The following is a 25602-nucleotide window of genomic DNA, read 5'->3' as shown; positions in this document are numbered from 1 at the left end:
AGGTGTCGGGGCTGTTTTGATGTCGAACTCGGGAAATGCGGTTCGGCGATTCTCCCCGCACGTTTCGCCGCGCTGATCATGGGCGGCGCCGCCAGGTGCTGCGCGGGCGGGGGAGCAGGCCGCCTGCCAGGACATGGCGGGCGACGAGCGCCCAGCAGCGAATTGTATTCTGAACGGCATGAGTATCGCGGATGGTTCCGACGATAACCGTCCGCGGCGTGATCGTCGGGACGACGGCCGGACAGGTTCCGGTCGAACGTCGGGTAATGATCGTCGGGACGGTTCCTCGCGGGGCCGCGGGCAGGACCGGGTCGGGTCGGGCTGGGGTGGTCGCGACGACCGTCGCGACCGGGGCGGCGACGCCGGGCGCCGGGACGACCGCCCGCGTGGCGACTCCCGTGGGCGCGACGACGACCGCCGGTCCGGGAACGACCGGGCCGGCCGCGGCGACCGCCGAGGCGGCTGGTCCAACGACCGGAGCGGCCGGGGTTCCGACGACCGCGGTTCCGGTCGGGCCGGCGGATACGCAGGGGGACAACGGGGTCGCGACGGCGACCGGGGTCGTCCCGGTGGCGCCGGCGGCCGTGGCCGTTGGGAGGACCGTCGGCGCGACGATCGCGACTCGCGCGGCGGCGATTTCCGCGGTGGTGACTCGCGCGGTGGTGACTCCCGCGGTGGTGACTCCCGTGGCCGCGGTGACGGCCCGCGGTACCGGCGCGACAACGACGACCGCGGTCCGCAGCGCGACCGTCCGCAGCGCGACGGTGGGCGGGACGACCGTCCCCGCGGCGACCGTCCCCAGGGCGGCTGGCGTCGCGACGACCGCGGCAGCGGCCGGGGCAGCTCGTCGGGCGGCGGTTGGCGCGGCACCGACCGAGCCGACCGCAACGACCGAGCCGACCGGACCGAACGCGACGACCGGCGTGGTGACCGTGGTGGCTTCCGGCGTGACGACCGGCGCGGACCGGACCGTCGCGACGGCGGCTCGGGCGAGCGCCGCGGCGGCAGCGGCTGGGGCGGCCCCCGACGCGACGACCGCGACTCCCGTGGACCGCGGCAGGGCGGTTACCGCGACGACCGCGGCGGGGAGCGACGCTTCGACCGTCGCGACGACAGGGGCGGCGACCGTCCGTGGCAGGACCGTCGCGACCACAACCGCAGCGACAGCCGTGGCGACGACCGCCGCGGCGGGTACCGCGACGACCGTGGGCGCGACGACCGTCCCCGCCGTGACTACGGCGACCGCCGGGACAGCCGTGACGACCGTGGGCGTCGTGACGAGGGCGGCCGCGGGGGCTGGGAGCGTCGTGACCGCTCCGACGACCGGCGCCCGCAGGGCGGCGCCTACCGCGACCGGCAGGACAGCCGCGACCGGCAGAACAGCAGGGGCCGCTTCGACGACCGCCGCGACGACCGCCGCGACGACCGCCGTGACGACCGCGGGGGTTCCCGTGGCGGCGGCGAGGGCTGGAAGCGCTACGACGACCGTGACGACCGGCCGGCCCGTCGCGACGACGCTTCCCGCCGCACCGGGAGCCGCGGCCCCATGGGCGGGGCCGACTTCGCGCGTCGCGACCCCGGCACCTCGTCGACGTCGCCCGAGCCGGTCGAGAGGTCGCCCGAGCCGGTCGAGACGTCGCCCGAGCCTGTCGAGAAGCCGACAGGGGCCCCGACCGGCTCCCCGGACGCCGCTGCGACGGCGCCGGCGGCGGACGACGCCGCAGCACCGGCCACGGAGTCGGGGACCGGCGCGCGCGACGAGGCTCCCGCCGCCGAGGAGCGGCGGGAGTTCCGGCCGCGGCAGGACCGTCCGCGTGAGGGCGGGTTCCGTCGCGACAATGCCTCGTCCCGGCGCGACGGCGACCGGCGTGACTCCCGTGGTTCCTGGGACCGTGACGGCTCCCGTCCCGGCCGCGGCAGGGACGACCGTCGCGACGACCGTAGGGGCGGCCGTCGCGACGACGGGCGCGACGACGAGCGCACCCACGTCGCCGCGCCGCCGCTCACCGACGAGATCGCCGCGTCCGACCTCGACTCGGAGGTGCGTCGCGACCTGCGCGGGCTGCAGCGCGACACTGCCGAGACGGTGGCCCGTCACCTGGTGGCGGCGGGCTCGCTGGTCGACGACGACCCGCAGCGCGCGCTCGAGCACGCCCGCTACGCGCGCCGCCGGGCGTCGCGCATCGCGGTGGTGCGGGAGGCGTCGGGCATCGTCGCCTACCACGCGGGGGAGTGGGCCGAGGCGCTCGGCGAGCTGCGTGCGGCCCGTCGCATGGGCGGCGGACCCGGCCATCTCGCGGTGATGGCCGACATCGAGCGTGCCCTCGGCCGCCCGGAGCGGGCCCTCGAGCTCGCCCGCGGCCCGGAGGTCGCCGACCTCGACCCGGCCGACCGGATCGAGCTGTCCATCGTGGCGGCGGGTGCCCGTCGCGACATGGGTGAGCTCGACGCGGCCATCGTGGGACTGCAGATCGCGGATCTCGACCCGACGCGTCGCGACCCGTGGAGTGCCCGGCTGTTCTACGCCTACGCCGACAACCTGCTGGCCGCCGGCCGTGAGGCCGACGCCGTGCAGTGGTTCGTCCATGCCCACGACGCCGACGCCGAGGAGGAGACCGACGCGGCGGCCCGCATCGCGGAGCTGACCGGGGAGGAGCTCGGCACCGAGGACGACGTCACCTTCGGCGAGGAGGACTACCCCCTCGACGACCACTCAACGGGTGATGCCGGGCGTGTCGCCGGCGCCGACGATGGCGATGATCACGCCGCCGCCGCCGCCAACGACAACGCCGACACGGACACCGCCGCCGACACGGACACCGACGCCGTCTCCGAGATCGACGAGATCGACGAGAACGACGAGAACGTCGCGGACGACGACAGCGACGACAGCGACGACAGCGACGTGGACGACCACGAAGACGACGAGCAGGGTTCACCGGAGAGGCCTGCCGGCGGGACGGAGACGTCCGCCGTCCCCGGGACCGGTCCCGCGGCGGAGGACGCCGCGACGACAGGAGACACCGACGTGAACCCGGTACCGACGATCGACGACCAGCACGACGGCGAGTCCCGATGACCTCGCTGCTCGACCGCCACGACGTCCTGCTCGCCGACCTCGACGGCACGCTCTACGCGGGCCACGACGCCATCCCGTTCGCGGTGGACGCGGTCGCCGCCGCGGCGGCCCGGGGGGTGCGCACGGCGTACGTCACCAACAACGCGTCGCGGCGGCCCGCGGAGGTCGCGGCGCACCTCACCGAGATCGGTTTCCCGGCGACGACCGACGACGTCATGACGAGCTCGCAGGCCGGCGCGGCGCTGTTGGCCGAGCAGGTCCCGGCCGGCGCGGACGTGCTGGTGGTCGGGACGGAGGCGTTGGCCGAGGAGATCGGTCTCGTCGGCCTCACGCCCGTGCGGGAGGCACCGGGGGCGGTCGCCGTCGTGCAGGGGCACGACCCCGACACCGGGTGGCGCATCCTGGCCGAGGCGTCGGTCGTGCTGCGCGGCGGCGGGGTGTGGGTCGCCACCAACACCGATCTGACGCTGCCCACCGAGCGCGGACCGTTGCCCGGCAACGGCGCGATGGTCACGGCGCTGAAGGTGGCGACGGGGCTGGAGCCGCAGGTCGCGGGCAAGCCCGGCCCGCGGCTGATGCAGCAGGCGGTCGAGCGCACCGGGTCGAAGGCCCCGCTCGTCGTCGGCGACCGTCTCGACACCGACATCCAGGGCGGCCACACTGCCGGGCTGCCCACGTTGCACGTCCTGACGGGCATCAGCCGGCCCGCCGACGTGCTGGCGGCGATCCCGCAGCAGCGGCCGGCCTACGTCGCGGCCGACCTGCGGTCGCTGCCCCGCGACGCCGACGAGCTGTCGACGGCGACCACCCGCCCGGGCTGGACCGTCGAGGCCATCGGCGACGGCGGGCTCGTCCTGTCCGGCGACGGCGCGGGCTCGCCCGAGCCGGGTCTCGACGCGCTGCGCTCGCTGTGCGCGGTGCACTGGGCCGCGGGGGGTGGCGCGTTCCGGCTCCACACCGTCGGCGACGCCGCGGGTATCGCGGCGGCCGAGCTCGGTCTGGCCACCACCGGTGCCGACGGTGTGCCCGCCGGCGCGGGAGCCTGACGGTACGTCCTCGCCGTGCGTGGGGCCGTCGCGCCGGACGCACGGTCCGGGGCGGTCCCCGACCGGCTACCGTGACGGCATCCGTTGCCGTCCCGGGAGCCAGACAGACATGACAGACCCGTCGCCGGAGCGACCGAGGCCCCTGCCCGGGCCGCCGCCCGGTGATCCACGCCCGGCCCGGCCGCACGACCCCCGCCCGGCCGAGGCCCGGCCACTCGACGCGGTGCGCGCGTCGGTCGGTGCCGCGCTCGCGGCGCTCGACGAGGTGGCCGACCACCCGGTCGCCGAGCACGTCGCGGCCTACGAGGCTCTGCACACGGCGCTGGGCGACGCACTGGCCGCGGGCAGTCCCGCCGCCGGCGCGTCCACCGAGCGGCGGTGACGGCGTTGGCAGCCCGGTTCCGCCTCGACGCGGAGATGGTGCGTCGCGGCCTCGCGCGCTCCCGCGGTCAGGCCGCGGAGATGATCGAGCAGGGACGCGTCGTCGTGCGCGGTGTGCCCGCGGGTAAGCCCGCCACCCAGATCGACCGGGACACGCCGGTGCTGGTCGCGCAGAGCACGGAACGTGAGTGGGCCTCGCGCGGCGCGTCGAAGCTGCTGGGTGCGCTGGACGCGTTCGACGTGCCCGTCGCGGGCCTGCGGTGCCTGGACGCGGGCGCGTCGACGGGCGGTTTCACCGATGTGCTGCTCGACCGGGGCGCTGCGCAGGTCGTCGCGGTCGACGTCGGCTACGGGCAGCTGATCTGGCGGCTGCGCAACGACGACCGCGTGCAGGTCCACGACCGCACGAACGTCCGCGCGCTCACCCCCGACGACATCGGTGGCCCGGCGGCGCTCACCGTCGCCGACCTGTCATTCATCTCGCTGCGCACGGTGCTGCCGGCGCTGGTGGCGTGCACCGGGCCGGGCGGGACGTTGCTGCCCATGGTCAAACCCCAGTTCGAGGTGGGCAAGGCCCGGTTGGGTTCGGGTGGGGTCGTGCGCGACCCGGCGCTGCGGCTGGAGACCCTCACCGACGTCGCGACGACCGCCCGCGAGCTGGGGCTGGTCGTCGTCGACGCCACAGCGAGCCCGCTGCCGGGGCCGTCGGGCAACGTCGAGTACTTCCTGCGGCTGCACCGGGGTGCGGACGGAACGGACGCGGGCGACGAGGTACTCGCCCGCGCGGTCGAGGAGGGTCCCCGGTGACCGGCACCGCGCCGACGGGCACACCGCGCGAGGTGCTGCTGGTCATGCACACCGGGCGCCCCACCACGCGGCGCACGGCCGCCGCGGTGGCCAAACGGTTCGCCGCCGAGGGCATCCGGCTGCGGATGCTCGACACCGAGCGCGACCGGCTCGAGCTCGACCTGCCGCCGGCCTTCGAACCGGTCCTGGTCCCGGAGGAGCCGGGGGAGGCCGCGGGCTGCGAGGTCGTCCTCGTCCTGGGTGGCGACGGCACGTTGCTGCGCGGCGCGGCGCTGGCCCGCACGTGCGGGGTCCCGGTGCTCGGGGTGAACCTCGGGCACGTCGGGTTCCTGTCCGAGGCCGAGGAGGACTCGCTCGACACGGCGGTCGACGCGATCATCGCGCGCGACTACAACGTCGAGGAACGCATGACGATCGACGCCGTCGCCCGCTCGAACGGAACCGAGCTGGGCCGCACGTGGGCGCTCAACGAGGTGGGCGTCGAGAAGGCGAGCCGCGAGCGGATCCTGGAGGTCACGCTGGAGGTCGACGGGCGGCCGGTGTCGAGCTTCGGCTGCGACGGCGTGCTGTTCGCGACGCCGACCGGTTCGACGGCGTACGCGTTCTCCGCGGGCGGGCCGGTGGTGTGGCCGCAGGTCGAGGCCCTGCTGCTGGTGCCGAGCAACGCGCACGCGCTGTTCGCGCGCCCGATGGTCGTCGCGCCCGACTCGGACCTCGCCGTCGAGATCCACCCGCACGGCTCGGAGGCGATCCTCGACTGCGACGGCCGGCGCACGATCGCGTTGCCCCCGGGTGCGCGTGTGGAGCTGCGCCGGGGGGAGCAGCCGGTGCGGATGGTGCGCCTCGACGGGCGCCCGTTCGCCGACCGGCTCGTCCGCAAGTTCGACCTTCCAGTGCGGGGCTGGCGTGGCTCGCGCCTGCCCGGGGACGACCGCGGCGACGACGACTGAGTTGTCCACAGGTGCGGCGCCGCACGGGTGCGACGCGCCGCCCTGTGGACTGCCGCGCACGCCGCGTCGGTGGTCGCCCGTACGCTTCGCCCATGCTGGCCGAGATGAGGATCCAGGGCCTCGGCGTGATCGACGACGCCACCCTGGAGCTCGACCCGGGCCTGACCGTGCTCACCGGCGAGACGGGCGCGGGCAAGACGATGGTGGTCACGGGGCTGAACCTGCTGGGTGGGGGGCGGGCCGAGGCGTCGCGGGTGTCGGAGGGGGCGGGACGCGCGGTCGTCGAGGGCCGGTTCGTGGCCGGGCCCGCTGCGCTCGCGCTCGCCGAGGAGGTCGGCGCGGAGTCCGACGAGGGCGAGCTGATCGCGGTCCGCACCGTGTCGGCCGACGGGCGCTCCCGCGCCCACCTGGGCGGGCGGTCGGTCCCGATCGGGGTGCTGGGCCGCCTCGCCGAGGCGTCGCTGGCGGTGCACGGCCAGAACGACCAGCTGCGTCTGTTGCGCCAGGCCGACCAGCGCGCCCTGCTCGACCGGTACGCGGGCGACGCGGTCGCGGGCCCGCTGCAGGCCTACCGGGCGGTGCGCGCGGAGTGGCTGAAGGTCGCGGGGGAGCTGGTCGAGCGCCGCGACGGCGCCCGCAGGCTCGCGCAGGAGGCCGACATGCTGCGCCACGGCGTCGCCGAGATCGAGGCGGTCGCGCCGCAGCCGGGGGAGGACCGCGACCTCGTGCAGGAGGCCCGGCGCCTCGCCGCGGCGGACGACCTGCGGGAGGCCGCGGCGGCGGCGCGGGCGGTGCTCGCCGGTGCCGACGACGCGGCCGACGCCATGGACGCGCCCGGTGCCGTCGGGCTGGTGGGGCAGGCCCGGCACCGGATCGCGGCCGCGGGCGATCCCGAGCTCACCGCGCTCGACCCGCGCCTGGGCGAGGCGCTGGCCGTCCTCGACGACGTCGCCGCCGAGCTCACCGGCTACCTCGACCGGCTCGACGCCGACCCCGAGCGGCTGGCCACGGTGCTGTCGCGGCAGGCCGAGCTGAAGTCGTTGACGCGCAAGTACGCCGCCGACTCCGACGGTGTCATCGCGTGGGCCGCCGACGCGCGGTCGCGGCTCGACAACCTCGACACCTCCGACGAGGCCCTGGCCGCCCTGGCCGCGCGCCGCGACGAGCTCGCCGCCGAGCTGGCCGGGCATGCCGCCGCGCTGACCGCGGCCCGCACCGAGGCGGCGGGCCGGCTCGCCGCGGAGACCACCGCCGAGCTGGCCGGCCTCGCGATGCGCGACGCGTCGCTGACGGTCGGGGTCGCCCCGCGGGCGGCGGCACCCGAGGCGGTGGACGCGGGGGAGGCGATCGTCGTCGACGGTGCTCCGCGGCTCGCGGGCGGGTCGGGCACCGACGAGGTCGAGCTGCGGCTCACCCCGCACGCCGGGGCGACGCCGCAACCGCTGCACAAGGGCGCCTCCGGCGGTGAGCTGTCGCGGGTGATGCTGGCCCTCGAGGTCGCGCTGGCCGACGCCGACCCGGTGCCGACGATGGTGTTCGACGAGGTCGACGCCGGCATCGGTGGCCGCGCGGGTGTCGAGATCGGGCGCCGGCTGGCCCGGCTCGCGCGCAGCCACCAGGTCGTCGTCGTCACGCACCTGGCCCAGGTCGCGGCCTACGCCGACCGGCACCTGGTGGTGCACAAGGCCGGTAGCGGCGGGGTGACCCGCAGCTCGGTACGCACCCTCGACGAGGGCGAGCGCGTCGTCGAGCTGGCCCGGATGCTCGCCGGTCTCGACGACACGTCGTCGGGCCGCGCCCACGCCGAGGAGCTGCTGACCACGGCGGCGAGCGACAAGAGGTCGGCGACGGCGGCGCCGAAGGCCCGCCGCAGACGCTGACCATGCGTGACGACGCCGGGGTCCGGTCCGTCGCCCCCGCGGAACCGCGCGGGACCCGGGCGTGTGCCGTCGCCGCGGGTGCGGACGGTCGCGCCGTCCCGAACGGGTGACGATCACCGCTGGGCGCGCACGGCGTGCCTGCGCCGCATCATCGGTCCCGGATGTCACAGTGCGTGCATGAAGCTGTCCGGCCTGCTGAACCGCTCGCGACCCGAGCTGCCAGGGCTCGCCGCGACCGCCCGTGTCGACCGCCGCACCGACGCGCTGCTGCGCCGGGTGAAGCCGGGCGAGATCGCCGTCATCGACCAGATCGACATCGACCGCGCGACCGCGGACGCGCTCGTCGCCGCGAAGGTCGCTGCGGTGGTGAACGCGTCACCGTCGATCTCGGGGCGGTTCCCCAACCTCGGCCCGGAGGTGCTGGTCGCCGCCGGCGTCACGCTCGTCGACGGCGTCGGCGAGGAGGTGCTGCGCGCGGCGAAGGACGGCAGCAGGCTCCGCCTGCACGAGGGCGTGCTGTACTCGGGCGACACCGAGATCGCGCGCGGTGACGTGCAGGACGCCGACTCGGTCGCCGACGCGCTCGTCGAGGCCAAGTCGGGGCTGACCCACCAGCTCGAGGCGTTCGCGGCGAACACCACGGAGTTCATGCGCCAGGAGCGGTCGCTGCTGCTCGACGGGCACGGTGTGCCCGAGGTGGAGGTCGACCTCGCCGACCGGCAGGTGCTCGTCGTCGGCACCGGTTTCGACCACACCAAGGAGCTGGCGCGGCTCAAGGACTACATCCGCGAGTACCAGCCGGTACTGCTCGGGGTCGGGGCGGGCGCCGACGCGCTGCTCTCGGCGGGGCACCGTCCGCACCTGATCGTCGGCGACCCCGCCGAGGTGTCGACGGAGGCGCTGACGTGCGGGGCGGACGTCGTCGTGCCCGCGTACGCTGACGGGCACGCACCGGGCCTGCACCGGGTGCAGGACCTCGGTGCGAGCGCGGTGACGTTCCCGAGCACCGCGAACCCGGAGGACCTCGCGCTGCTGCTGGCCCATCACCGGGGCGCGGCGATGATTGTCACGGTCGGGCTCGGTGCCAGCATGGCCGAGTTCCTCGACCGTGGCCGGTCGGGCAGCAACGCCTCGACGTTCCTCACCCGCCTGCAGGTGGGCGGCACCCTCGTCGACGGGCGGGTGATCGCGGCGCTCTACCGCAGCCGTATCTCCGCCGGGGCGATCGTGCTCATGATCGTGGCCGCCGCCGTGGCGGTCGTCGCCGCACTGGTCGTCTCCCAGGCCGGGGACGCCGTGCTCGACGTGCTCGCCCAGGCGTGGCGGGCCGTCGCAGGATGGTTCAAGGACGTGTTCGGGTGATCTCCCTGCGGTACCACGCGGTGTCCATCGCCGCGGTCTTCCTCGCGCTCGCGGTCGGGGTGTTCCTCGGTGCGAGCGGGCTGTCGGACAGGGTCCTGTCGGCGGTGTCGACGACCCGCGACGACCTCGGCTCGCAGGTCGACCAGCTGACGGCGCAGCGGGACTCGCTGCTGGCCTCGCAGTCCTCGGCCGACCAGTTCGCGGCGCGGATCGGCCCGTCGGTGGTGAAGGGGCTGCTGCCGGGGCAGACGGTGGCGCTGGTGACGATCGGGGCCACCCCCGCGGACCGGGACGCGGTCGCCGCGCTCATCGGGCAGGCGGGCGCGACGGCGACGGGCACTCTCGCGCTGACCGATGCCGTCACCGATCCGGCGCGTGCCGACCAGCTCCGCGAGCTCACCGCGCGGCTGCTGCCCTCGGGCGCGCAGCTGCCGGCGGCGTCGGACCCGGGGAGCCTGGCCGGTGGCCTGCTCAGCTCTGTCGTCGCGCTTCGTGACGGGAAGCCGCAGGCGGACCCGGCGCAGATCCAGGCCGTGGTGTCGGGGCTGGCGTCGGCCGGTTTCGTGACGCCCGGCCCGGTGCCGGCGCCCGCGAACCTCGTCATGGTCGTCACCGGGTCGACGTTCAGCGGTCCCGACGCGGGTGACGCGGCGGCCGTGCCGGCCCGGATGGCCACCGAGCTCGACCGCGGCGCGGCGGGTGCGGTGCTGGTGGGCCGCAGCGGTTCCGCGGCGGCGACGGGCGCGGTGGGCGTGGCGCGTGCCGACCGGACGGCGACCGCGGGCCTGTCGACCGTCGACGACGTCGACACCGGTTCCGGGCGGGTCGCGGCGGTGCTGGCGTTGCGCGAGCAGCTCGACGGCAAGGCCGGCGCGTACGGGTCGGGCCCGAAGGCCGACGCGAGCGTCCCGGCCTGAGGCCGCCACCTGGGCGAATCGGTGGACGCGCCGGGCGGCCGGGGCCGACGAGACCGAACCGGACCTTCCCGGTAGGCTGAAGTTCCGTGCAGCCTCGCGCCACGCGTCATCTGTTCGTCACCGGTGGGGTCGCGTCCTCACTCGGGAAGGGCCTCACGGCCTCAAGCCTCGGTCAGCTGCTGACCGCCCGCGGACTGCGGGTCACGATGCAGAAGCTCGACCCCTACCTCAACGTCGATCCCGGGACGATGAACCCGTTCCAGCACGGCGAGGTGTTCGTCACCGAGGACGGCGCCGAGACCGACCTCGACATCGGGCACTACGAGCGGTTCCTCGACCGCAACCTCCACGGCCGCGCCAACGTCACCACGGGCCAGGTGTACTCGGAGGTGATCGCCAAGGAGCGCCGCGGCGAGTACCTGGGCGACACCGTGCAGGTCATCCCGCACATCACCAACGAGATCAAGGACCGCGTCCTCGCGATGGCGGACCCGGACACCGACGGTGTCGTGCCCGACGTCGTCATCACCGAGGTCGGCGGTACGGTCGGCGACATCGAGTCGCTGCCGTTCCTGGAGGCGGCCCGGCAGGTCCGCCACGAGGTCGGCCGCGACAACTGTTTCTTCCTGCACGTGTCGCTGGTGCCGTTCCTGGCGCCGTCGGGCGAGCTGAAGACGAAGCCGACCCAGCACTCGGTCGCGGCCCTGCGCAACATCGGTATCCAGCCCGACGCGCTGGTGCTGCGCGCCGACCGTGACATCCCCGACGGGATGAAACGCAAGATCTCGCTGATGTGCGACGTCGACCTCGACGGTGTCGCCGCCGCCGCGGACGCGCCGTCGATCTACGACATCCCGAAGGTGCTGCACCGCGAGGGCCTCGACGCCTACGTGGTGCGCCGACTCGGGCTGCCGTTCCGCGACGTCGACTGGACGGTGTGGGGCGGCCTGCTCGACCGCGTGCACCACCCGCGCGAGACGGTGCGGGTCGCGCTCGTCGGCAAGTACGTCGACCTGCCCGATGCGTACCTGTCGGTCACGGAGGCGTTGCGCGCCGGTGGTTTCGCGCACCGCTCGCGCGTCGAGGTCGTGTGGGTACAGTCCGACGAGTGCGAGACGCCGGCGGGTGCCTTCACGGCGCTCGAGGGCGTCGACGCCATCCTGATCCCCGGCGGGTTCGGCATCCGCGGGATCGAGGGCAAGCTGGGCGCCATCAGCCACGCCCGCACCCGGCGCATCCCGACGCTGGGCCTGTGCCTGGGACTGCAGTGCATGGTCATCGAGACGGCGCGCAACGTCGCGGGCCTCGACGCCGCCAGCTCCACCGAGTTCGACCCGGACACCCCGCACCCCGTCATCTCCACGATGGCCGGGCAGGTCGACGTCGTCGCCGGTGAGCGCGACATGGGCGGCACGATGCGCCTCGGTGCGTACCCGGCCTCGCTGGTCGAGGGTGGTGTCGTCGCGAGGGCGTACGGGACCACGCAGGTGTCGGAGCGGCACCGGCACCGCTTCGAGGTCAACAACGCCTACCGCGACCGGCTCGCCAAGGCGGGCCTGCGGTTCGGCACCTCGCCCGACGGCGGGCTCGTGGAGTTCGTCGAGCTGTCGGCCGACGAGCACCCGTTCTTCGTGGGGACGCAGGCGCACCCGGAGCTGAAGAGCCGCCCCACGCGGCCGCACCCGCTGTTCGCGGCGTTCGTGCGGGCGGCGCTGGACTACCGGGCGGCCGAGCGGCTGCCCGTCGAGGTGCACGCACCCGACGATCCCGTTCACCCGGCGGAGCAGACCGACGACGACACGGTGACGGCGTGACCGACCGGCACGGCTTCCCCGTCGAGTCGTCGGCCGACATCTACACCGGCCACGTCATGGCGCTGCGCACCGACCGGGTCGTCATGCCGGGCGGGGGCGTCGCGACCCGGGAGATCATGGAGCACCCGGGTGCCGTCGCGATCGCCGCGGTCGACGACGAGGACCGCGTCGTGCTGATCCTGCAGTACCGGCACGCCGTCGGCCGCCGGCTGTGGGAGCTGCCCGCGGGCCTGCTCGACGTCGCGGGGGAGGACCCGGCGGTCACCGCGCGGCGGGAGCTGGCCGAGGAGGCCGGGCTCGAGGCGCGGGGGTGGTCGGTGCTCGTCGACACCACGCCGTCGCCCGGGTTCTCCGACGAGTCGGTGCGCGTCTACCTGGCGCGCGGTCTCGTCGAGGTCGGTCGCCCCGACATGGGCGACGACGAGGAGTCCGACATCCAGGTGCGGCGCGTCCCGCTCGCCGAGGCGCTGACGATGGTGCTCGACGGCACGATCGTCAACGCCGCGACCGTCGCGGGCGTGCTGGCCGTGCACGCCCTGGGTGGCAAGGCGGGACGGCCGGTCGACGCGCCGTGGCAGGACCGTCCGACGCGTTTCGCGGCCCGGCTCGCCGACCGCGCAGGGAACTGACGCCGCGGCGCGCCCGCTCCGAGCGCGGGGTTCGGGGTCAGCTCAGCGCCGGGACGACCTCGCGCTCGAACAGCTCGATGCCCGAGCGGTCGTAGGCGGCCTCGGGGAAGTAGAAGATGCCGTAGCGCAAGCCGCGCTTGCGCAGATCGCCCAGGTTCTCGACGATCTGCTCCGGCGTCCCGCACGCGGGCATCCCCTCGAAGGCCGCCAGCTGGCGCGCGGCCTGCTTCTCGCCTGCGATCCGGGTGACCCGCTCGCGAAGCCGGGCGAGCCGGTCGGCGACCTCGGCCTCGTCGGCACCGATGGCGACGTTGTAGTTCGACGTCCGCACGATCGCGTCGAAGTCGGTGCCGACGGCCCTGCAGTGCTCGGCGAGCAGCTCGGACTTGCGGGTGAAGCCCTCGGGGGTGCCGTCGAAGTTGGTGTAGTCGGCGTACCTCGCGGCGATCTTGAGGGTGACCTTCTCCCCGCCACCGGCGATCCACAGCGGGATTCCGTTCTCCTGCAACGGCTTCGGGTACACGAGCGCGCCGTCGACGGTGTACTGGCGCCCGGCGAGGTCGACCTTCCCGTTCCGCCACGCCTGCCTGAGGATCTGGACGCCCTCGTCGAGCATCCGCAGCCGCTCGGGCGGGTCGGGGAAGCCGTAGCCGTAGGCGCGCCACTCGTGCTCGTACCAGCCCGCGCCGATCCCCATCTCCACCCGCCCGCCGGACACCACGTCGACGGTGGCGGCGACCTTCGCCAGGTACACGGGGTTGCGGTAGGACATGCAGGTGCACATCTGACCGAGCCGCACCCGCTCGGTGACCGCACCGAAGGCCGACATCAGCGTCCACGCCTCGTGCGTGGCCTCCTCGGTCGGGACGGGCGTCGTGTGGAAGTGGTCGTAGACCCAGACCGACTCCCAGGGCCCGGCGTCGGCGTGCTGTGCCAGGCCCTTCATCACGTTCCACTGCTCGGCGGGGTCGATGCCGACGAGATCGAGGCGCCAGCCCTGGGGCACGAACATTCCGAAGCGGAGTCCAGACATGGCCCGACCCTATGACCGCGGACGCGGCTCGGCTGCGCGGCGTGGTGGCGTCGGCGGACGGGGCGGGCAGGGCAGGATGGGCCGATGGCAGTGGCGACGGACCGGCTCGAGGCGGCGGTGGACGCCTACCTGGCGCACCTGGCCGTCGAGCGGGGCAGCTCGCCGAACACGTTGCGCGCCTACGGCAACGACCTGCGCCGCTACATCGGGTACCTGCGCGGCACCGGCGTCGACGACCTCGCGGCGGCCCGGGAGGCCGACGTCAGCGGGTTCGTGGTGGCCCTGCGCAGCGGTGACGCACCGCTGGCGGCGTCGTCGGCGGCCCGGGCGCTCGCCGCGGTGCGCGGCCTGCACCGGTTCGCGGCCCGCGACGGGCTGGTCACCGACGACGTGTCCCGTGCGGTGACGCCACCGGCGGCGGCGAAGCGGCTGCCGCGCACGTTGAGCGTCGACGAGGTGGAGCAGCTGCTCGCGGGGTGCATCGGCGAGGGCCCGACGGGGCTGCGCGACCGGGCGCTGCTGGAGCTGCTGTACTCGACGGGCGCCCGCATCTCCGAGGCCGTGGGAATCGACGTCGACGACCTCGACCCGTCGACACGGACGGTCCTGTTGCGCGGCAAGGGCGGAAAGCAGCGGATCGTGCCCGTCGGGCGGCCCGCGCTCGCGGCCGTCGACGCCTGGCTCGTCCGCGGCCGGCCGGCGCTGGCGGCCCGCAGCCACGGCACCCCGGCGTTGCTGCTCAACGCGCGTGGGCAGCGGCTGTCGCGGCAGAGCGCCTGGCACGTGCTGCGCGGCGCGGCGGAGGTGGCGGGCGTGCGCACCGAGGTGTCGCCGCACACGCTGCGGCACTGCTTCGCGACGCACCTGCTCTCCGGTGGGGCGGATGTCCGTGTGGTGCAAGAGCTCCTGGGTCATGCGTCGGTGGCGACGACCCAGGTCTACACGCATGTGAACGTCGACGCGCTGCGCGAGGTCTACGCGACCGCGCACCCGCGCGCCCGTGGCTGACCGCCGGCCTGCTCCGTTACCGTCCGGGTCATGCGCCGGAGCCGTCTGCTGCCGATCGTCCTGTTCGCGCTGGTCATCGCCGGGTGCGGGAACGCCCAGTTCACCGGCAGCGGATCGGGCAGCGGGTCGGGCGGCGACGGTGCGCCGGGGGAGACGAGCACGCAGCGCCACGACGTCGCGGTGTCCCGCGTCGAGGTCGACTCCGACGCCGGAACCCTGGAGGTCCGGGCGGGAGCGGACGGCTCCGCCACAGTCGAGCGCACGCTGCGCTGGACCGGGGACCGCGAGCCCGTCGTCACGGAGACGGTCCAGGGCACGACCCTCACGCTCACCGTGCGCTGCCCCGGGCGCGGGCCCGACCGGTGCGAGGCAGGACTGGTCGTGACGGTCCCGGCCGCCGCCGCGGTCCGGGCCCGGTTGCAGACCGGCGACGTCACGGTGACGGGCCTGTCCGGCGACCAGGACCTGTCGTCGCAGGCAGGAGACGTTCGCGGGGAGAAGCTGGGCGCCGCCGAGGTCACCGCGGAGACCTCGGCCGGCGGGGTGGACCTCGCGTTCGCCACCGCACCGCGCACCGTGGACGCCCGGTCGAGCGCCGGATCGGTGTCGGTGACGGTGCCCGGCGGGCCCTACGCCGTCACGGCGGAGTCGTCGGTGGGTGGGGCCGAGGTGACGGTGCCGACCGACCCGGGCGCGCCCTCGCGGATCACGGCACGCAGCAGCGTGGGCGAGGTGACGGTCGCGCCCGCGTGATCGGCGGGGCGCCACCCCCGGGCGTTCCGGCTGCTCCGGACGGCGTAGCGTGACCGAACGCCTCGCCCCCGCACGGCGAGCCGCGTTGCCGCACGTCGCACGGTTTTCCTACCCTGCGGCGAGGACCACCCCGTTCGGGGCGTCACGAGGAGACCGGAGCCCGCATGGACACACCGCGGCCCTTCGAACCCCGGCGTGACCCCGGCGACGACGAGGACTTCGGCGCCGAGGACGTCGAGATCGACAGCGTCGGCGACTCCGCGGCGGTGGCCGACGACAGCGCGGTCGGGTCCGACCGCGCCGGAGGGAGACACCGTTTGAGCGCGCCCGTCCCGCAGCCGCCGGCCGAGCACGGTCCGGCGCGGGTCATCGCCGTGGCGAACCAGAAGGGCGGCGTCGGCAAGACGACGTCGACTATCAACCTGGGGGCCGCGCTCGCGGAGTACGGGCGCCGGGTGCTGCTCGTGGACTTCGACCCGCAGGGCGCGCTGTCGGTGGGCCTCGGCGTGCAGCCCCACCAGCTGGAGACGACGATCTACAACCTGCTCATGGAACGCGGCGTCGAGGCCGACGACGTGATCCTGCCGACGACCGTCGAGGGCATGGACCTGTTGCCCAGCAACATCGACCTGTCCGCGGCGGAGGTCCAGCTCGTCACCGAGGTAGGCCGGGAGCAGGCGCTGGGCCGGGCGCTCAAGCGCGTCCTCGACCGCTACGACGTCGTCCTGATCGACTGTCAGCCCTCGCTCGGCCTGCTCACGATCAACGCGCTCGCGTGCGCCGACTCGGTGCTGATCCCGCTGGCGTGCGAGTTCTTCAGCCTCCGCGGTGTCGCGCTGCTGATGGACACGATCGACAAGGTCACCGACCGGCTCAACCCGGACCTGACGCTGCTCGGCGTGCTGGCCACGATGTTCGACCCGCGCACCCTGCACACCCGCGAGGTGCACCAGCGGGTGGTGGAGGCGTTCGGGGACAAGGTGTTCGACGCCGTCATCAACCGCACCATCCGGTTCCCGGAGACGACGGTGGCCGGCGAGCCGATCACGACCTGGGCGCCCAACTCCAACGGCGCCGAGGCCTACCGGCTGCTGGCCCGCGAGGTCCTCGCCCGGTGACGCTGGTCGAGAACGACTCCCTCCCGGGGCCGTCGGACCCGCCGGAACCGGGGCGTCCCGCCCGCTTCCGGGTGCGGCTGGACAACTTCGAGGGCCCGTTCGACCTGCTGCTGCAGCTCATCGGCAAGCACGAGCTCGACATCACCGAGATGGCCCTGCACCGGGTCACCGACGACTTCATCGCCCACCTCACGGCGCTGGGCGACGAGATGGACCTCGACGAGACCACCGAGTTCCTGGTCGTCGCGGCCACCCTGCTCGATCTGAAGGCGGCGCGCCTGCTGCCCGGCGGCGACGTCGAGGACACCGAGGACCTCGCCCTGCTCGAGGCCCGTGACCTGCTGTTCGCCCGGCTGCTGCAGTACCGCGCCTACAAGCAGGTCGCGGCGGTGTTCGTCGAGCTGGAGTCGACGGCGCTGCGGCGGTTCCCGCGGTCGGTGGCGCTGGAGGAGCGGTTCTCGGCGCTGCTGCCCGAGGTGCTGCTGGGCGTCGACCCGGACGCGTTCGCCGAGCTCGCCGCGTCGGTGTTCCGGCCCAAGCCGCCGCCGACGGTGGGCGTCGACCACCTGCACGCGCCACAGGTGTCGGTGCCCGAGCACGCGGCGCTGCTGCGTGAACGCCTCGCCGAGCTCGGGGTCGCGTCGTTCGCCGAGCTCACCGCCGACTGTGTGGCGCCGTTGGAGGTGGTCGCCCGCTTCCTCGCGGTCCTGGAGCTGTACCGTGAGCGGAGCGTGTGGCTGGAGCAGCCGGAGGCGTTCGGCGAGCTGACGGTCCGCTGGATCGCCGACGGTTCCGGCGACGCGGCCATGCCGACGCCGGAACCCGAGCAGCCCGACCCCGAAGACGAGACGTGACCCGGTCCCACCCCGACACCACCGCAGGCGACGCGCCGGGCGGCGTCGACCCCGCTCCGGACGAGGCCACCCGGGCCGACGGCCTGCCCGCCCTCGACACCGACACCGACCTCGACGCCGCGCTGGAGGCGCTGCTGCTCGTCGTCGACGACCCCACCGAGGACGAGGTGCTCGCCTCCGCGCTGGGGGAGCCCGTCGCCCGGATCCGCGTTGCGCTGCAACGGCTCTCCGCCGCCTACACCGCAGCGGGACGCGGCATCGACCTGCGCCGCGTCGGCGGCGGGTGGCGGTTCTACACCCGCGACGTGCACGCCCCGTTCGTCGAACGGATGCTGCTCGACGGGCAGCGCGCCCGCCTCACCCGGGCGGCGCTGGAGACCCTCGCGATCGTCGCCTACCGCCAGCCCGTCACCCGGGCCCGCGTCGCGGCGGTGCGCGGCGTGAACTGCGACGGGGTGCTGCGCACCCTGCTGACCCGCGGCCTCGTCGAGGAGGCCGGGGTCGACCCGCAGACCCAGGGCACGCTGTTCCGCACCACCGAGCTGTTCCTCGAACGGCTCGGCCTCGACGCCGTCACCGACCTGCCGCCCCTGGCGCCGCTGCTGCCGGACATCGACAGCATCGACGCCCTCGTCGACGGCATCGACGACCCCTGATCCCCGACCCGAACCCCCGAGAACAGATCACAGAGCAACAGACGTGAGTGTGATGAGTACCCAGAGTCCCGACGGTGTCCGACTGCAGAAGGTGCTGGCCCAGGCCGGTATCGCGTCCCGACGGGCGGCCGAGGAGCTGATCGCCGCCGGGCGCGTCAGCGTCGACGGCGAGATCGTCCGCGAGATGGGGCGCCGTGTCGATCCCGACAGCGCCGTCGTGCACGTCGACGGCGCCCGGGTCGTGCTGCGCGACGACCTCGTGTACCTCGCCCTGAACAAGCCGCGCGGCATGCTGTCGACGATGTCGGACGACCGGGGCCGCGAGTGCGTCGGCGACCTGATCGCCGACCGCGCCGAGCTGCTCAACCAGGCCGGCAGGCTGTTCCACGTCGGCCGCCTCGACGCCGAGACCGAGGGCCTGCTGCTGCTCACCAACGACGGCGAGCTGGGCCACCGGCTCATGCACCCGTCGTTCGAGGTGGAGAAGACCTACGTGGCGGAGGTCGCGGGCCAGGTCGCGCGCGACCTCGGCAAGCGGATGCGCGCCGGGGTCGAGCTGGAGGACGGGCCCGTCGAGGTGCACTCGTTCAAGCTCGTCGACTGGTCCGGCGGGCGGTCGATGGTCGAGATCGTGCTGCACGAGGGCCGCAAGCACGTCGTGCGCCGGCTGATGGACGAGGTGGGCTACCCGGTGCTGCGGCTGGTGCGCACCGGCATCGGCGACGTGCGCCTGGGGGAGCAGCGGCCCGGCAAGCTGCGCCCGCTCAACCAGTCCGAGGTGGGTGCGCTCTACCGCGCCGTGGGTCTCTGATCAGCTGCTCCGGGCGGGTGCCCTAGGGTCTGCGACATGGCTGTACGTGCGGTGCGGGGCGCGATCCAGGTCGATGCGGACACCCGGGACGACATCCTGGAGGGGACCGCCGAGCTGGTGAAGGCGGTGCTGGACCGCAACGGTCTGGGCTCCGACGACATCATCTCGATCGTCTTCACGGCGACGCCGGACCTGACGGCGGAGTTCCCCGCCTACGCCGCGCGCCTGCTCGGGCTGACCGACGTGCCGCTGATGTGCGCCTCGGAGATCGCCGTGCCGGGCGCGATGCCGCGCACCCTGCGGCTGCTCGCGCACGTCGAGACGGCACGGCCCCGGGCCGACCTGCGGCACGTGTACCTGCGGGGCGCCGCGGCCCTGCGCACGGACCTCCCCCAGTAGGACCCGCAGCAGGCACCCGGGGCGAGGCCCCTACCAGGGGCGAACCAGGCGCACGGCACAATGGTCTGCGGTCCGCGAGATGCGCCGGGCCCGGCCGGTCGAGCGGCGTGTGAGGCCGCAGCCCCAGGGCGGGCCGGAGGAGGAGTCGGTGCGGTGACCGGTCCGGGAACGCTGCGTGGTGTCGTGGCGATGGACGGCCCGTCGGGCACCGGGAAGTCGACGGTGTCGCGCCGGCTCGCCGCGGCCCTGGGCGCGGCCTACCTCGACACCGGCGCCACCTACCGCGCCGCGACCCTCGCCGTGCTGCGCGCCGGGCTCGACCACAGCGCGTCGGCCGACGACATGGTCGCCGCGGCCAACGCCGCCCGCATCGCGTCGGGCACCGACCCGGGCGCCCCCACGATCCACCTCGACGGCGACGACGTCGCCGCCGAGATCCGCGGCGGGCCCGTGACGACCTTCGTGAGCGCGGTGTCGGCGCTGCCCGGGGTGCGTGACCGGCTCGTCGCCGCCCAGCAGGCCGTCATCGCCGCGGCGCTCGCCGGGCCGGGCGGCATCGTCGTCGAGGGCCGCGACATCGGCACTGTCGTCGCACCCGACGCCCCGCTCAAGGTCTACCTGACGGCCTCCGACGAGGTCAGGGCCGCGCGCCGGGGACGCCAGGACGCCCGGGCGGGCCGCGGCGTCGACGCCGCCGTCACGCTGGCCGACGTGCGCCGCCGCGACCGGCTCGACTCGACCCGCGCCGTGTCACCGCTGCACAAGGCGGACGACGCGCTGCTCGTCGACACCGACGAGCTGTCCGTCGACGCCGTCCTCGACGAGCTGCTCCGGCTGGCGGCGGAGCGCGGACTCGTCACGTGAGCGTGCACGCCGCCCCCGACCTCCCCGAGGGGGCGTCGCCGCGGCTGACGGACGTCGCGCGCTGGATCGGGACGTGGTGCTTCCGGCCCGTGTTCCGGGTGCACGTGCACCATCTCGAACGGGTGCCGGCCACCGGGCCGGTCGTGCTCGTCGCCAACCACAGCTCGATGGTCGACGGGCCGCTGCTGTACGGACTACTGGGGCGCCGTTCGGTGTTCCTGGTCAAGCAGGAGATGTTCCGCGGCCCGTTGGGCGCGGTGCTGCCGCGGATCGGCCAGCTGGCCGTCCGCCGCGGCGAGGCCGACCGGAAGCCGCTCACCGCGGCGCTGGGCGTGCTGCGCGGCGGCGGGCTCGTCGGGGTGTTCCCCGAGGGCACCCGCGGCAGCGGCGAGGTCGCCGCCGCACAGCAGGGCGCGGCATGGCTGGCGCGGGCGTCGGGTGCGGTGGTGCTGCCGGTGGTGTGCCGGGGGACCTACCGGGCGCCGGGGACGTCGCGACGGTGGCGGCCGCGGGTGGACCTGTGGGTCGGTGAGCCGATGGCGGCGCCGGCCGGGAAGGGCCGCGCCGAGCTGGCGGCGGCCACGGAGACGATCAGGGCCTCGCTCGCCGCGCTGGTGGCGGAGCTCGACGAGGTACGGAGCAACACGTGAACGAGACAGGCACCGACCGGGGCGACCGCGCGGCCATGGCCGCGCTGGGGATCGACCCGGCCGACTTCGTCGCCGCCGACGAGGAGCAGTGGTCGGACGCCGAGGGCGGCGGCGGGGACGCCGCGCCGCCCGCGCCGACGCTGGCCGTCGTCGGCCGGCCCAACGTCGGGAAGTCCACGCTGGTCAACCGGCTCATCGGGCGCCGTGAGGCGGTCGTGCAGGACATCCCCGGTGTCACCCGCGACCGCATCGCCTACGACGCCCTGTGGAACGGTCGCCGGTTCACCCTCGTCGACACCGGCGGCTGGGAGCCCGACGCGACCGGCCTGCAGGCCGCCGTCGCGGCGCAGGCCGAGATGGCGATGCGCACGGCCGACGCGGTGATGCTCGTCGTCGACGCGTCCGTCGGGGCCACCGCCACCGACGAGGCCGTCGCGCGGGTGCTGCGCCGGTCCGACCGGCCGGTGATGCTGTGCGCCACCAAGGTCGACGACGACCGGCTCACCTCCGACACCGCGGCCCTGTGGCGGCTCGGGCTGGGGGAGCCGTACCCGGTGTCGGGCCTGCACGGGCGCGGCTCGGGCGACCTGCTCGACAAGATCCTCGAGGTGCTGCCCGAGTCGCCGCGCGACGACATCGGCACGGGCGCCGGCGGGCCCCGCCGGGTCGCGCTCGTCGGCAAGCCGAACGTCGGCAAGTCGAGCCTGCTCAACCGGGTGTCGGGGGAGGTGCGGTCGGTCGTGCACGACGTCGCCGGCACGACCGTCGACCCCGTGGACTCCCTCGTCGAGCTCGACGGCGAGATCTGGCGGTTCGTCGACACCGCGGGCCTGCGCAAGCGCGTCCGGACCGCGAGCGGCATGGAGTTCTACGCGAGCCTGCGGACCCAGGCCGCGATCGACGCCGCCGAGGTCGCCGTCGTGCTGATCGACGCGAGCGAGCCCATCGCCGAGCAGGACCAGCGCGTCATCGGCATGGTCGAGGAGTCCGGCCGGGCCCTCGTGCTGGTGTTCAACAAGTGGGACCTCGTCGACGAGGACCGCAGGCTCGCGATGAAGCGCGAGCTGGAGCGCGACCTCGTGCGCGTGCAGTGGGCGGAGCGGGTCAACGTCTCGGCGCTCACCGGCCGGGCCGTCGCGAAGATCGCGCCCGCGCTGCGCACGGCTCTCGCGTCGTGGGACCAGCGCATCCCGACGGGCCGACTCAACGGCTGGCTCTCCGACGTCATCGCCGCGACCCCGCCGCCCGTGCGCGGGGGCAAACAGCCCAAGGTGCTGTTCGCGACGCAGGCCCAGACCCGGCCGCCGACGTTCGTGCTGTTCACGACGGGTTTCCTGGAGGCCGGCTACCGGCGGTTCATCGAGCGTCGGCTGCGTGAGGAGTTCGGGTTCGCCGGCTCGCCGGTGCGGCTGTCGGTGCGGGTGCGCGAGAAGCGGTCCCGCAAGCGCTGACCGCGCCCTGCGGGAGCGGGGGCCGGGTTCAGCCGAGGCGGTGGGCGAGGCGTTCGAGCATCGCCCGCATCGCCGGGGCGTCGTCGCCCAGCGCGGCGGTGACCTCGTGCTCGGCCCGCGCGACGGCCTCCGCGAGCCGCAGCTGCAGCTCACGGCCGTCGTCGGTGAGCAGGACGAGCACGCGGCGGCGGTCGGCGTCGTCGGCGCGGCGGTGGACCATCCCGGCGTCGACCATGCGGTCGACGATCTTCGTCAGTGTCGGGGCGGGGACCGCGACGTGCGTGGCGATCTCGGTCATCGGGTGTCCCGCGCCGTCGGAGAGCAGCGCGAGCACGCGCCACTGGTCCAGCGACGCCTCGCCGTCGAGCGCGGACCCGATGCGCCGGGAGACGGCCCGCTCCAGCCGGTGCAGCAGCCGGCCGAACGCGAGTGTGTCGTGCACGTCCGGTGTCGTCATCGGGGGCTCCCCTCGCGCACACCGGAGCGGGGAGGTGCGTGTCCCGGTCCGGCGACGGTGTCGATCACGTCGATGATCTGTGTCATCGTAAACACTTTCGTTGGGAAGCATCGCGGGTTCCGGCGAATTCCGGCCACGGAGGTCTGGCGTCCGGGGCCATCCGGGAGAACGCTGTGCGTCGAGGTCGGGAACGCGGCCGTGCGGTCGCCTCGGCCGCGGGCGGGGTCGATCGGAGGTGGGCGCGGTGGTCGCACACGTCCGTCGCCGGCCACCGCTCGACGTCGCGTTCGTCGTCCCGCGCAGCGGCCCCGCGGGCATCTTCGGCCCCTCCTGCGAGGCCTGCGGCATCCTCGCCGTCGAGGAGATCAACGCATCCGGCGGCCTGCTCGGCCGGGAGGTGCGGCTGCGCGTCGTCGACGGTGGTCGCCCGCCCGGTGAGGTCGCCGCCGAGGTCGGGGCCCTCGTCGACGCGGGGCTCGTACACGCCGTGACCGGCTGGCACATCTCGGCGGTCCGCCAGGAGATCGCGCCGGTCGTGTTGGGCCGGGTGCCCTACGTCTACACCCCGCTCTACGAGGGCGGGGAACGTACGCCCGGGGTCTTCCTCGCCGGCGAGACGCCCGACCGCCAGGTCCGGCCCGCCCTCGACTGGATGGTCCGCGAGCGCTCCATCCGCACCTGGTGCGTCGTCGGCGACGACTACGTGTGGCCGCGGGTGTCGGCGTCGGCGGCCCGCGGCTACGCCCGCACGATGCCCGACGTGGCGATCGTCGACGAGATGTTCGTGCCGCTGGGCACCGAGGACTTCGCGCCCGTGCTGCGCCGTATCGACCGCAGCGGCGCCCGCGGCGTGCTGATGTTCCTCGTCGGGTCCGACGCGGTGCGGTTCAACCGCGCGTTCGCCGACGCGGGTCTCGACGGGCACCTCACGCGGCTGAGCCCGTTGATGGAGGAGAACATGCTGCTGGGGTCGGGGGTCGACGCCACCCACGACCTCTACGCCTCCGCCGGGTTCTTCGAGGCGCTGCCGACGGCGTCGGGGCTGGACTTCTCGCTGCGCTACGCCGACCGGTTCGGCGGTCAGGCGCCTGCCCTGAACTCGCTCGGGGAGTCCTGCTACGAGGGGCTCGTGCTGCTGGGCAGGCTCGTCGACGGGGCGGGGGAGCTCTCGACGGACGCGCTCGAGCACGCCGGGCGGTCCCTGGTCTACGACAGCCCGCGCGGGGTCGTGCGGCTCGCGGGCAACCACCTGTTGCAGAGCGTGCACCTGGCGCAGGCCGACGGTCTCGGGTTCGACGTCGTCGCCCGGCTGTCCGACGCTCCTGTGTGACGCTCTCGGAGGCGCCCGCTTGACCAGAACTTCCCAGGTGAATAGTTTCTGAGGACAGTAATTCTCGGTAGCCCGCTCGGTAGCCCGGGAGGCCCTGTGCCCACCTACACGTACCGCTGCCCCGTCTGCGGCCCCTTCGACCTCGTCCGCCGCATGGCCGACGCCGCCGCCGCAGCCGACTGCCCCGGCTGCGGGCGCGACGGCCGCCGCGTCTTCGGCGCACCCGCCCTGCGCGGACTCGACGACGGGCTGCGCCGCGCCCTCGACGCCGGCGAACGCAGCGCCGACCGGCCCGACGTCGTCGGCGCCGTCCCCGGCCGCTCCCGCAGGGCCACCCCCGTCACCCGCGACCCGCGCCACGCCAAGCTCCCGCGGCCCTAGCACTGCAAGCGGCCCCGGGCTCCTGCTCGCCAGAAGAACGACCCGTTCCGACCGAGTGAGGTGTGCTCATGCCCGACGTCGTGTTCACCGTCGACCAGGCCCGGTCCATGCGCGATCAGGCCGTACCCGGCCACAACCGCTGGCACCCCGACATCCCACCCGCCGCCACCGTCCGGCCCGGCTCCTCGATCCGCATCGAGTGCCGCGAATGGACCGACGGCCAGATCGGCAACAACGACTCCGCCAACGACGTCCGCGACGTCGACCTCTCCGGCGCCCACATGCTCTCCGGGCCCATCGCCATCGAAGGAGCCGAACCCGGCGACCTGCTCGTCGTCGACATCCTCGACCTCGGCCCGGTACCGCAGGAGGTCGGCGACGCACCCGGCCAGGGCTGGGGCTACACCGGCATCTTCTCCAAGGCCAACGGCGGCGGGTTCCTCACCGAACACTTCCCCGACGCCTACAAGGCGATCTGGGACTTCTCCGGCCAGGCCTGCACCTCCCGGCACATCCCCGGCGTGAAGTTCACCGGCATCACCCACCCCGGCCTGTTCGGCACCGCACCCTCGCCCGAACTGCTGGCCCGGTGGAACACCCGCGAGCGCGCCCTCATCGCCACCGACCCCGACCGCGTCCCACCGCTGGCGCTCCCGCCGCTGGAGGAGTCCGTCCTCGGCGGCACCGCCTCCGGCGACGTCCTCGCCGGCATCGGCCGCGACGGCGCCCGCACCGTCCCGCCCCGTGAGAACGGCGGCAACCACGACATCAAGAACTTCACCCGCGGCAGCCGCGTCTTCTACCCCGTGCACGTCCCCGGAGCGCTCTTCTCCGGCGGCGACCTGCACTTCTCCCAGGGCGACGGCGAAATCACCTTCTGCGGCGCCATCGAGATGGGTGGATTCATCGACTTCCACGTCGACCTCATCAAGGGCGGCATGGAGACCTACGGCGTCACCACCAACCCGATCC

At 74.5% G+C, this 25602-nt stretch carries 25 protein-coding genes; 23 read left to right on the top strand and 2 right to left on the bottom strand.

Annotated features, from left to right (window positions below):
• Positions 1-178: 178 nt before the first annotated feature.
• The 10 genes from PSU4_RS31565 to PSU4_RS25490 all read left to right on the top strand — a co-directional run bounded on the left by PSU4_RS31565 (position 179) and on the right by PSU4_RS25490 (position 12865).
• The gene (locus PSU4_RS31565) at positions 179-3079 is read left to right on the top strand and encodes a tetratricopeptide repeat protein (protein WP_186817180.1); all 2901 of its coding nucleotides are present in this window, start codon (positions 179-181) and stop codon (positions 3077-3079) included.
• A complete protein-coding gene (locus tag PSU4_RS25530; RefSeq protein ID WP_147113606.1) occupies positions 3076-4125 on the top strand; it encodes an HAD hydrolase-like protein in 1050 nt (349 codons plus the stop codon). The genes PSU4_RS31565 and PSU4_RS25530 overlap by 4 nt, the downstream gene beginning before the upstream one ends.
• A 109-nt stretch (positions 4126-4234) precedes the next feature.
• Complete coding sequence (locus PSU4_RS25525) at positions 4235-4507, top strand: hypothetical protein (protein ID WP_147113603.1); 273 nt, start codon at positions 4235-4237, stop codon at positions 4505-4507.
• A 5-nt stretch (positions 4508-4512) separates the two neighbouring features.
• On the top strand, positions 4513-5313 hold the full coding sequence (locus tag PSU4_RS25520) for a TlyA family RNA methyltransferase (protein ID WP_147113621.1): 801 nt from the start codon (positions 4513-4515) through the stop codon (positions 5311-5313).
• Complete coding sequence (locus PSU4_RS25515; RefSeq protein ID WP_147113600.1) at positions 5310-6263, top strand: NAD kinase; 954 nt, start codon at positions 5310-5312, stop codon at positions 6261-6263. Before PSU4_RS25520 ends, PSU4_RS25515 begins: the two co-directional genes overlap by 4 nt.
• A 92-nt stretch (positions 6264-6355) precedes the next feature.
• Entirely contained in the window at positions 6356-8143 is a 1788-nt protein-coding gene (gene recN / locus PSU4_RS25510; protein ID WP_147113597.1) for a DNA repair protein RecN, read from the top strand.
• A 177-nt stretch (positions 8144-8320) separates the two neighbouring features.
• Positions 8321-9505: a putative cytokinetic ring protein SteA gene (steA, locus tag PSU4_RS25505; RefSeq protein ID WP_147113594.1), complete on the top strand. Its 1185-nt coding sequence runs from the start codon at positions 8321-8323 to the stop codon at positions 9503-9505.
• Positions 9502-10422 carry a copper transporter gene (locus PSU4_RS25500; RefSeq protein ID WP_147113590.1) on the top strand — a complete coding sequence of 307 codons (921 nt, stop codon included), beginning with the start codon at positions 9502-9504 and terminating at the stop codon, positions 10420-10422. Before steA ends, PSU4_RS25500 begins: the two co-directional genes overlap by 4 nt.
• A gap of 86 nt (positions 10423-10508) precedes the next feature.
• Positions 10509-12236 (top strand): CTP synthase, encoded by a 1728-nt coding sequence (pyrG, locus tag PSU4_RS25495; RefSeq protein ID WP_147113587.1) that lies wholly within the window; start codon positions 10509-10511, stop codon positions 12234-12236.
• Entirely contained in the window at positions 12233-12865 is a 633-nt protein-coding gene (locus PSU4_RS25490) for an NUDIX domain-containing protein (RefSeq protein WP_281290736.1), read from the top strand. Before pyrG ends, PSU4_RS25490 begins: the two co-directional genes overlap by 4 nt.
• Positions 12866-12902: 37 nt before the next feature.
• Here PSU4_RS25490 and PSU4_RS25485 read toward each other — a convergent pair whose 3' ends face one another.
• Positions 12903-13898: an LLM class F420-dependent oxidoreductase gene (locus PSU4_RS25485; protein ID WP_147113585.1), complete on the bottom strand. Its 996-nt coding sequence runs from the start codon at positions 13896-13898 to the stop codon at positions 12903-12905.
• A gap of 84 nt (positions 13899-13982) precedes the next feature.
• Here PSU4_RS25485 and xerD point away from each other — a divergent pair, with 84 nt between their 5' ends.
• The 10 genes from xerD (at position 13983) to der (ending at position 22462) form a co-directional block, all read left to right on the top strand.
• Positions 13983-14906: a site-specific tyrosine recombinase XerD gene (gene xerD / locus PSU4_RS25480; protein ID WP_147113582.1), complete on the top strand. Its 924-nt coding sequence runs from the start codon at positions 13983-13985 to the stop codon at positions 14904-14906.
• A gap of 30 nt (positions 14907-14936) precedes the next feature.
• Positions 14937-15659 carry a DUF4097 family beta strand repeat-containing protein gene (locus tag PSU4_RS25475; protein ID WP_147113579.1) on the top strand — a complete coding sequence of 241 codons (723 nt, stop codon included), beginning with the start codon at positions 14937-14939 and terminating at the stop codon, positions 15657-15659.
• Positions 15660-15823: 164 nt separating this feature from the next.
• The gene (locus PSU4_RS25470; RefSeq protein WP_147113576.1) at positions 15824-16777 is read left to right on the top strand and encodes a ParA family protein; all 954 of its coding nucleotides are present in this window, start codon (positions 15824-15826) and stop codon (positions 16775-16777) included.
• Entirely contained in the window at positions 16774-17631 is an 858-nt protein-coding gene (locus PSU4_RS25465) for a segregation and condensation protein A (protein WP_147113573.1), read from the top strand. Before PSU4_RS25470 ends, PSU4_RS25465 begins: the two co-directional genes overlap by 4 nt.
• A complete protein-coding gene (scpB, locus tag PSU4_RS25460) occupies positions 17553-18287 on the top strand; it encodes an SMC-Scp complex subunit ScpB (RefSeq protein WP_147113615.1) in 735 nt (244 codons plus the stop codon). Before PSU4_RS25465 ends, scpB begins: the two co-directional genes overlap by 79 nt.
• 52 nt (positions 18288-18339) lie before the next feature.
• Positions 18340-19098, top strand: coding sequence for a pseudouridine synthase (locus PSU4_RS25455; RefSeq protein ID WP_147113570.1), 759 nt, complete (start codon positions 18340-18342; stop codon positions 19096-19098).
• A 36-nt stretch (positions 19099-19134) separates the two neighbouring features.
• The gene (gene aroH / locus PSU4_RS25450; protein WP_147113567.1) at positions 19135-19497 is read left to right on the top strand and encodes a chorismate mutase; all 363 of its coding nucleotides are present in this window, start codon (positions 19135-19137) and stop codon (positions 19495-19497) included.
• Between the two features lie 189 nt (positions 19498-19686).
• A complete protein-coding gene (cmk, locus tag PSU4_RS25445) occupies positions 19687-20361 on the top strand; it encodes a (d)CMP kinase (RefSeq protein WP_147113612.1) in 675 nt (224 codons plus the stop codon).
• Complete coding sequence (locus PSU4_RS25440) at positions 20358-21011, top strand: lysophospholipid acyltransferase family protein (protein WP_147113564.1); 654 nt, start codon at positions 20358-20360, stop codon at positions 21009-21011. Before cmk ends, PSU4_RS25440 begins: the two co-directional genes overlap by 4 nt.
• Positions 21008-22462: a ribosome biogenesis GTPase Der gene (gene der / locus PSU4_RS25435; RefSeq protein ID WP_246115332.1), complete on the top strand. Its 1455-nt coding sequence runs from the start codon at positions 21008-21010 to the stop codon at positions 22460-22462. The genes PSU4_RS25440 and der overlap by 4 nt, the downstream gene beginning before the upstream one ends.
• Before the next feature lie 28 nt (positions 22463-22490).
• On the opposite strand, the gene PSU4_RS25430 is transcribed toward der, so the two are convergent.
• The gene (locus PSU4_RS25430; protein WP_147113561.1) at positions 22491-22919 is read right to left on the bottom strand and encodes a MarR family winged helix-turn-helix transcriptional regulator; all 429 of its coding nucleotides are present in this window, start codon (positions 22917-22919) and stop codon (positions 22491-22493) included.
• Between the two features lie 244 nt (positions 22920-23163).
• On the opposite strand from PSU4_RS25430, the gene PSU4_RS25425 reads away from it, so the two are divergent.
• From PSU4_RS25425 to PSU4_RS25415, 3 genes are all read left to right on the top strand, one after another.
• Positions 23164-24249, top strand: a complete 1086-nt coding sequence (locus PSU4_RS25425; RefSeq protein WP_147113558.1) for a substrate-binding domain-containing protein — start codon at positions 23164-23166, stop codon at positions 24247-24249.
• Between the two features lie 96 nt (positions 24250-24345).
• Positions 24346-24630: an FmdB family zinc ribbon protein gene (locus PSU4_RS25420; RefSeq protein WP_147113555.1), complete on the top strand. Its 285-nt coding sequence runs from the start codon at positions 24346-24348 to the stop codon at positions 24628-24630.
• A gap of 68 nt (positions 24631-24698) precedes the next feature.
• The coding region (locus PSU4_RS25415) for an acetamidase/formamidase family protein (protein WP_147113552.1) at positions 24699-25602 on the top strand (904 nt) is incomplete at its 3' end.

The organism is Pseudonocardia sulfidoxydans NBRC 16205 (assembly GCF_007989085.1).
GTDB classification, from domain to species: domain Bacteria; phylum Actinomycetota; class Actinomycetes; order Mycobacteriales; family Pseudonocardiaceae; genus Pseudonocardia; species Pseudonocardia sulfidoxydans.
Note: the sequence above shows the minus strand (reverse complement) of the source record. Positions and strands in the feature narration are given on the sequence as shown.

Bases quoted from the DNA above. Each gene is read 5' to 3' on its own strand.
- PSU4_RS25485 (WP_147113585.1), bottom strand. From the start codon at position 13,898: ATGTCTGGACTCCGCTTCGGAATGTTCGTGCCCCAGGGCTGGCGCCTC.
- xerD (WP_147113582.1), top strand. From the start codon at position 13,983: ATGGCAGTGGCGACGGACCGGCTCGAGGCGGCGGTGGACGCCTACCTG.
- recN (WP_147113597.1), top strand. From the start codon at position 6,356: ATGCTGGCCGAGATGAGGATCCAGGGCCTCGGCGTGATCGACGACGCC.
- PSU4_RS25470 (WP_147113576.1), top strand. From the start codon at position 15,824: ATGGACACACCGCGGCCCTTCGAACCCCGGCGTGACCCCGGCGACGAC.
- PSU4_RS25525 (WP_147113603.1), top strand. From the start codon at position 4,235: ATGACAGACCCGTCGCCGGAGCGACCGAGGCCCCTGCCCGGGCCGCCG.
- PSU4_RS31565 (WP_186817180.1), top strand. From the start codon at position 179: ATGAGTATCGCGGATGGTTCCGACGATAACCGTCCGCGGCGTGATCGT.
- PSU4_RS25475 (WP_147113579.1), top strand. From the start codon at position 14,937: ATGCGCCGGAGCCGTCTGCTGCCGATCGTCCTGTTCGCGCTGGTCATC.
- cmk (WP_147113612.1), top strand. From the start codon at position 19,687: ATGGACGGCCCGTCGGGCACCGGGAAGTCGACGGTGTCGCGCCGGCTC.
- aroH (WP_147113567.1), top strand. From the start codon at position 19,135: ATGGCTGTACGTGCGGTGCGGGGCGCGATCCAGGTCGATGCGGACACC.
- PSU4_RS25530 (WP_147113606.1), top strand. From the start codon at position 3,076: ATGACCTCGCTGCTCGACCGCCACGACGTCCTGCTCGCCGACCTCGAC.
- PSU4_RS25455 (WP_147113570.1), top strand. From the start codon at position 18,340: ATGAGTACCCAGAGTCCCGACGGTGTCCGACTGCAGAAGGTGCTGGCC.
- steA (WP_147113594.1), top strand. From the start codon at position 8,321: ATGAAGCTGTCCGGCCTGCTGAACCGCTCGCGACCCGAGCTGCCAGGG.
- PSU4_RS25430 (WP_147113561.1), bottom strand. From the start codon at position 22,919: ATGACGACACCGGACGTGCACGACACACTCGCGTTCGGCCGGCTGCTG.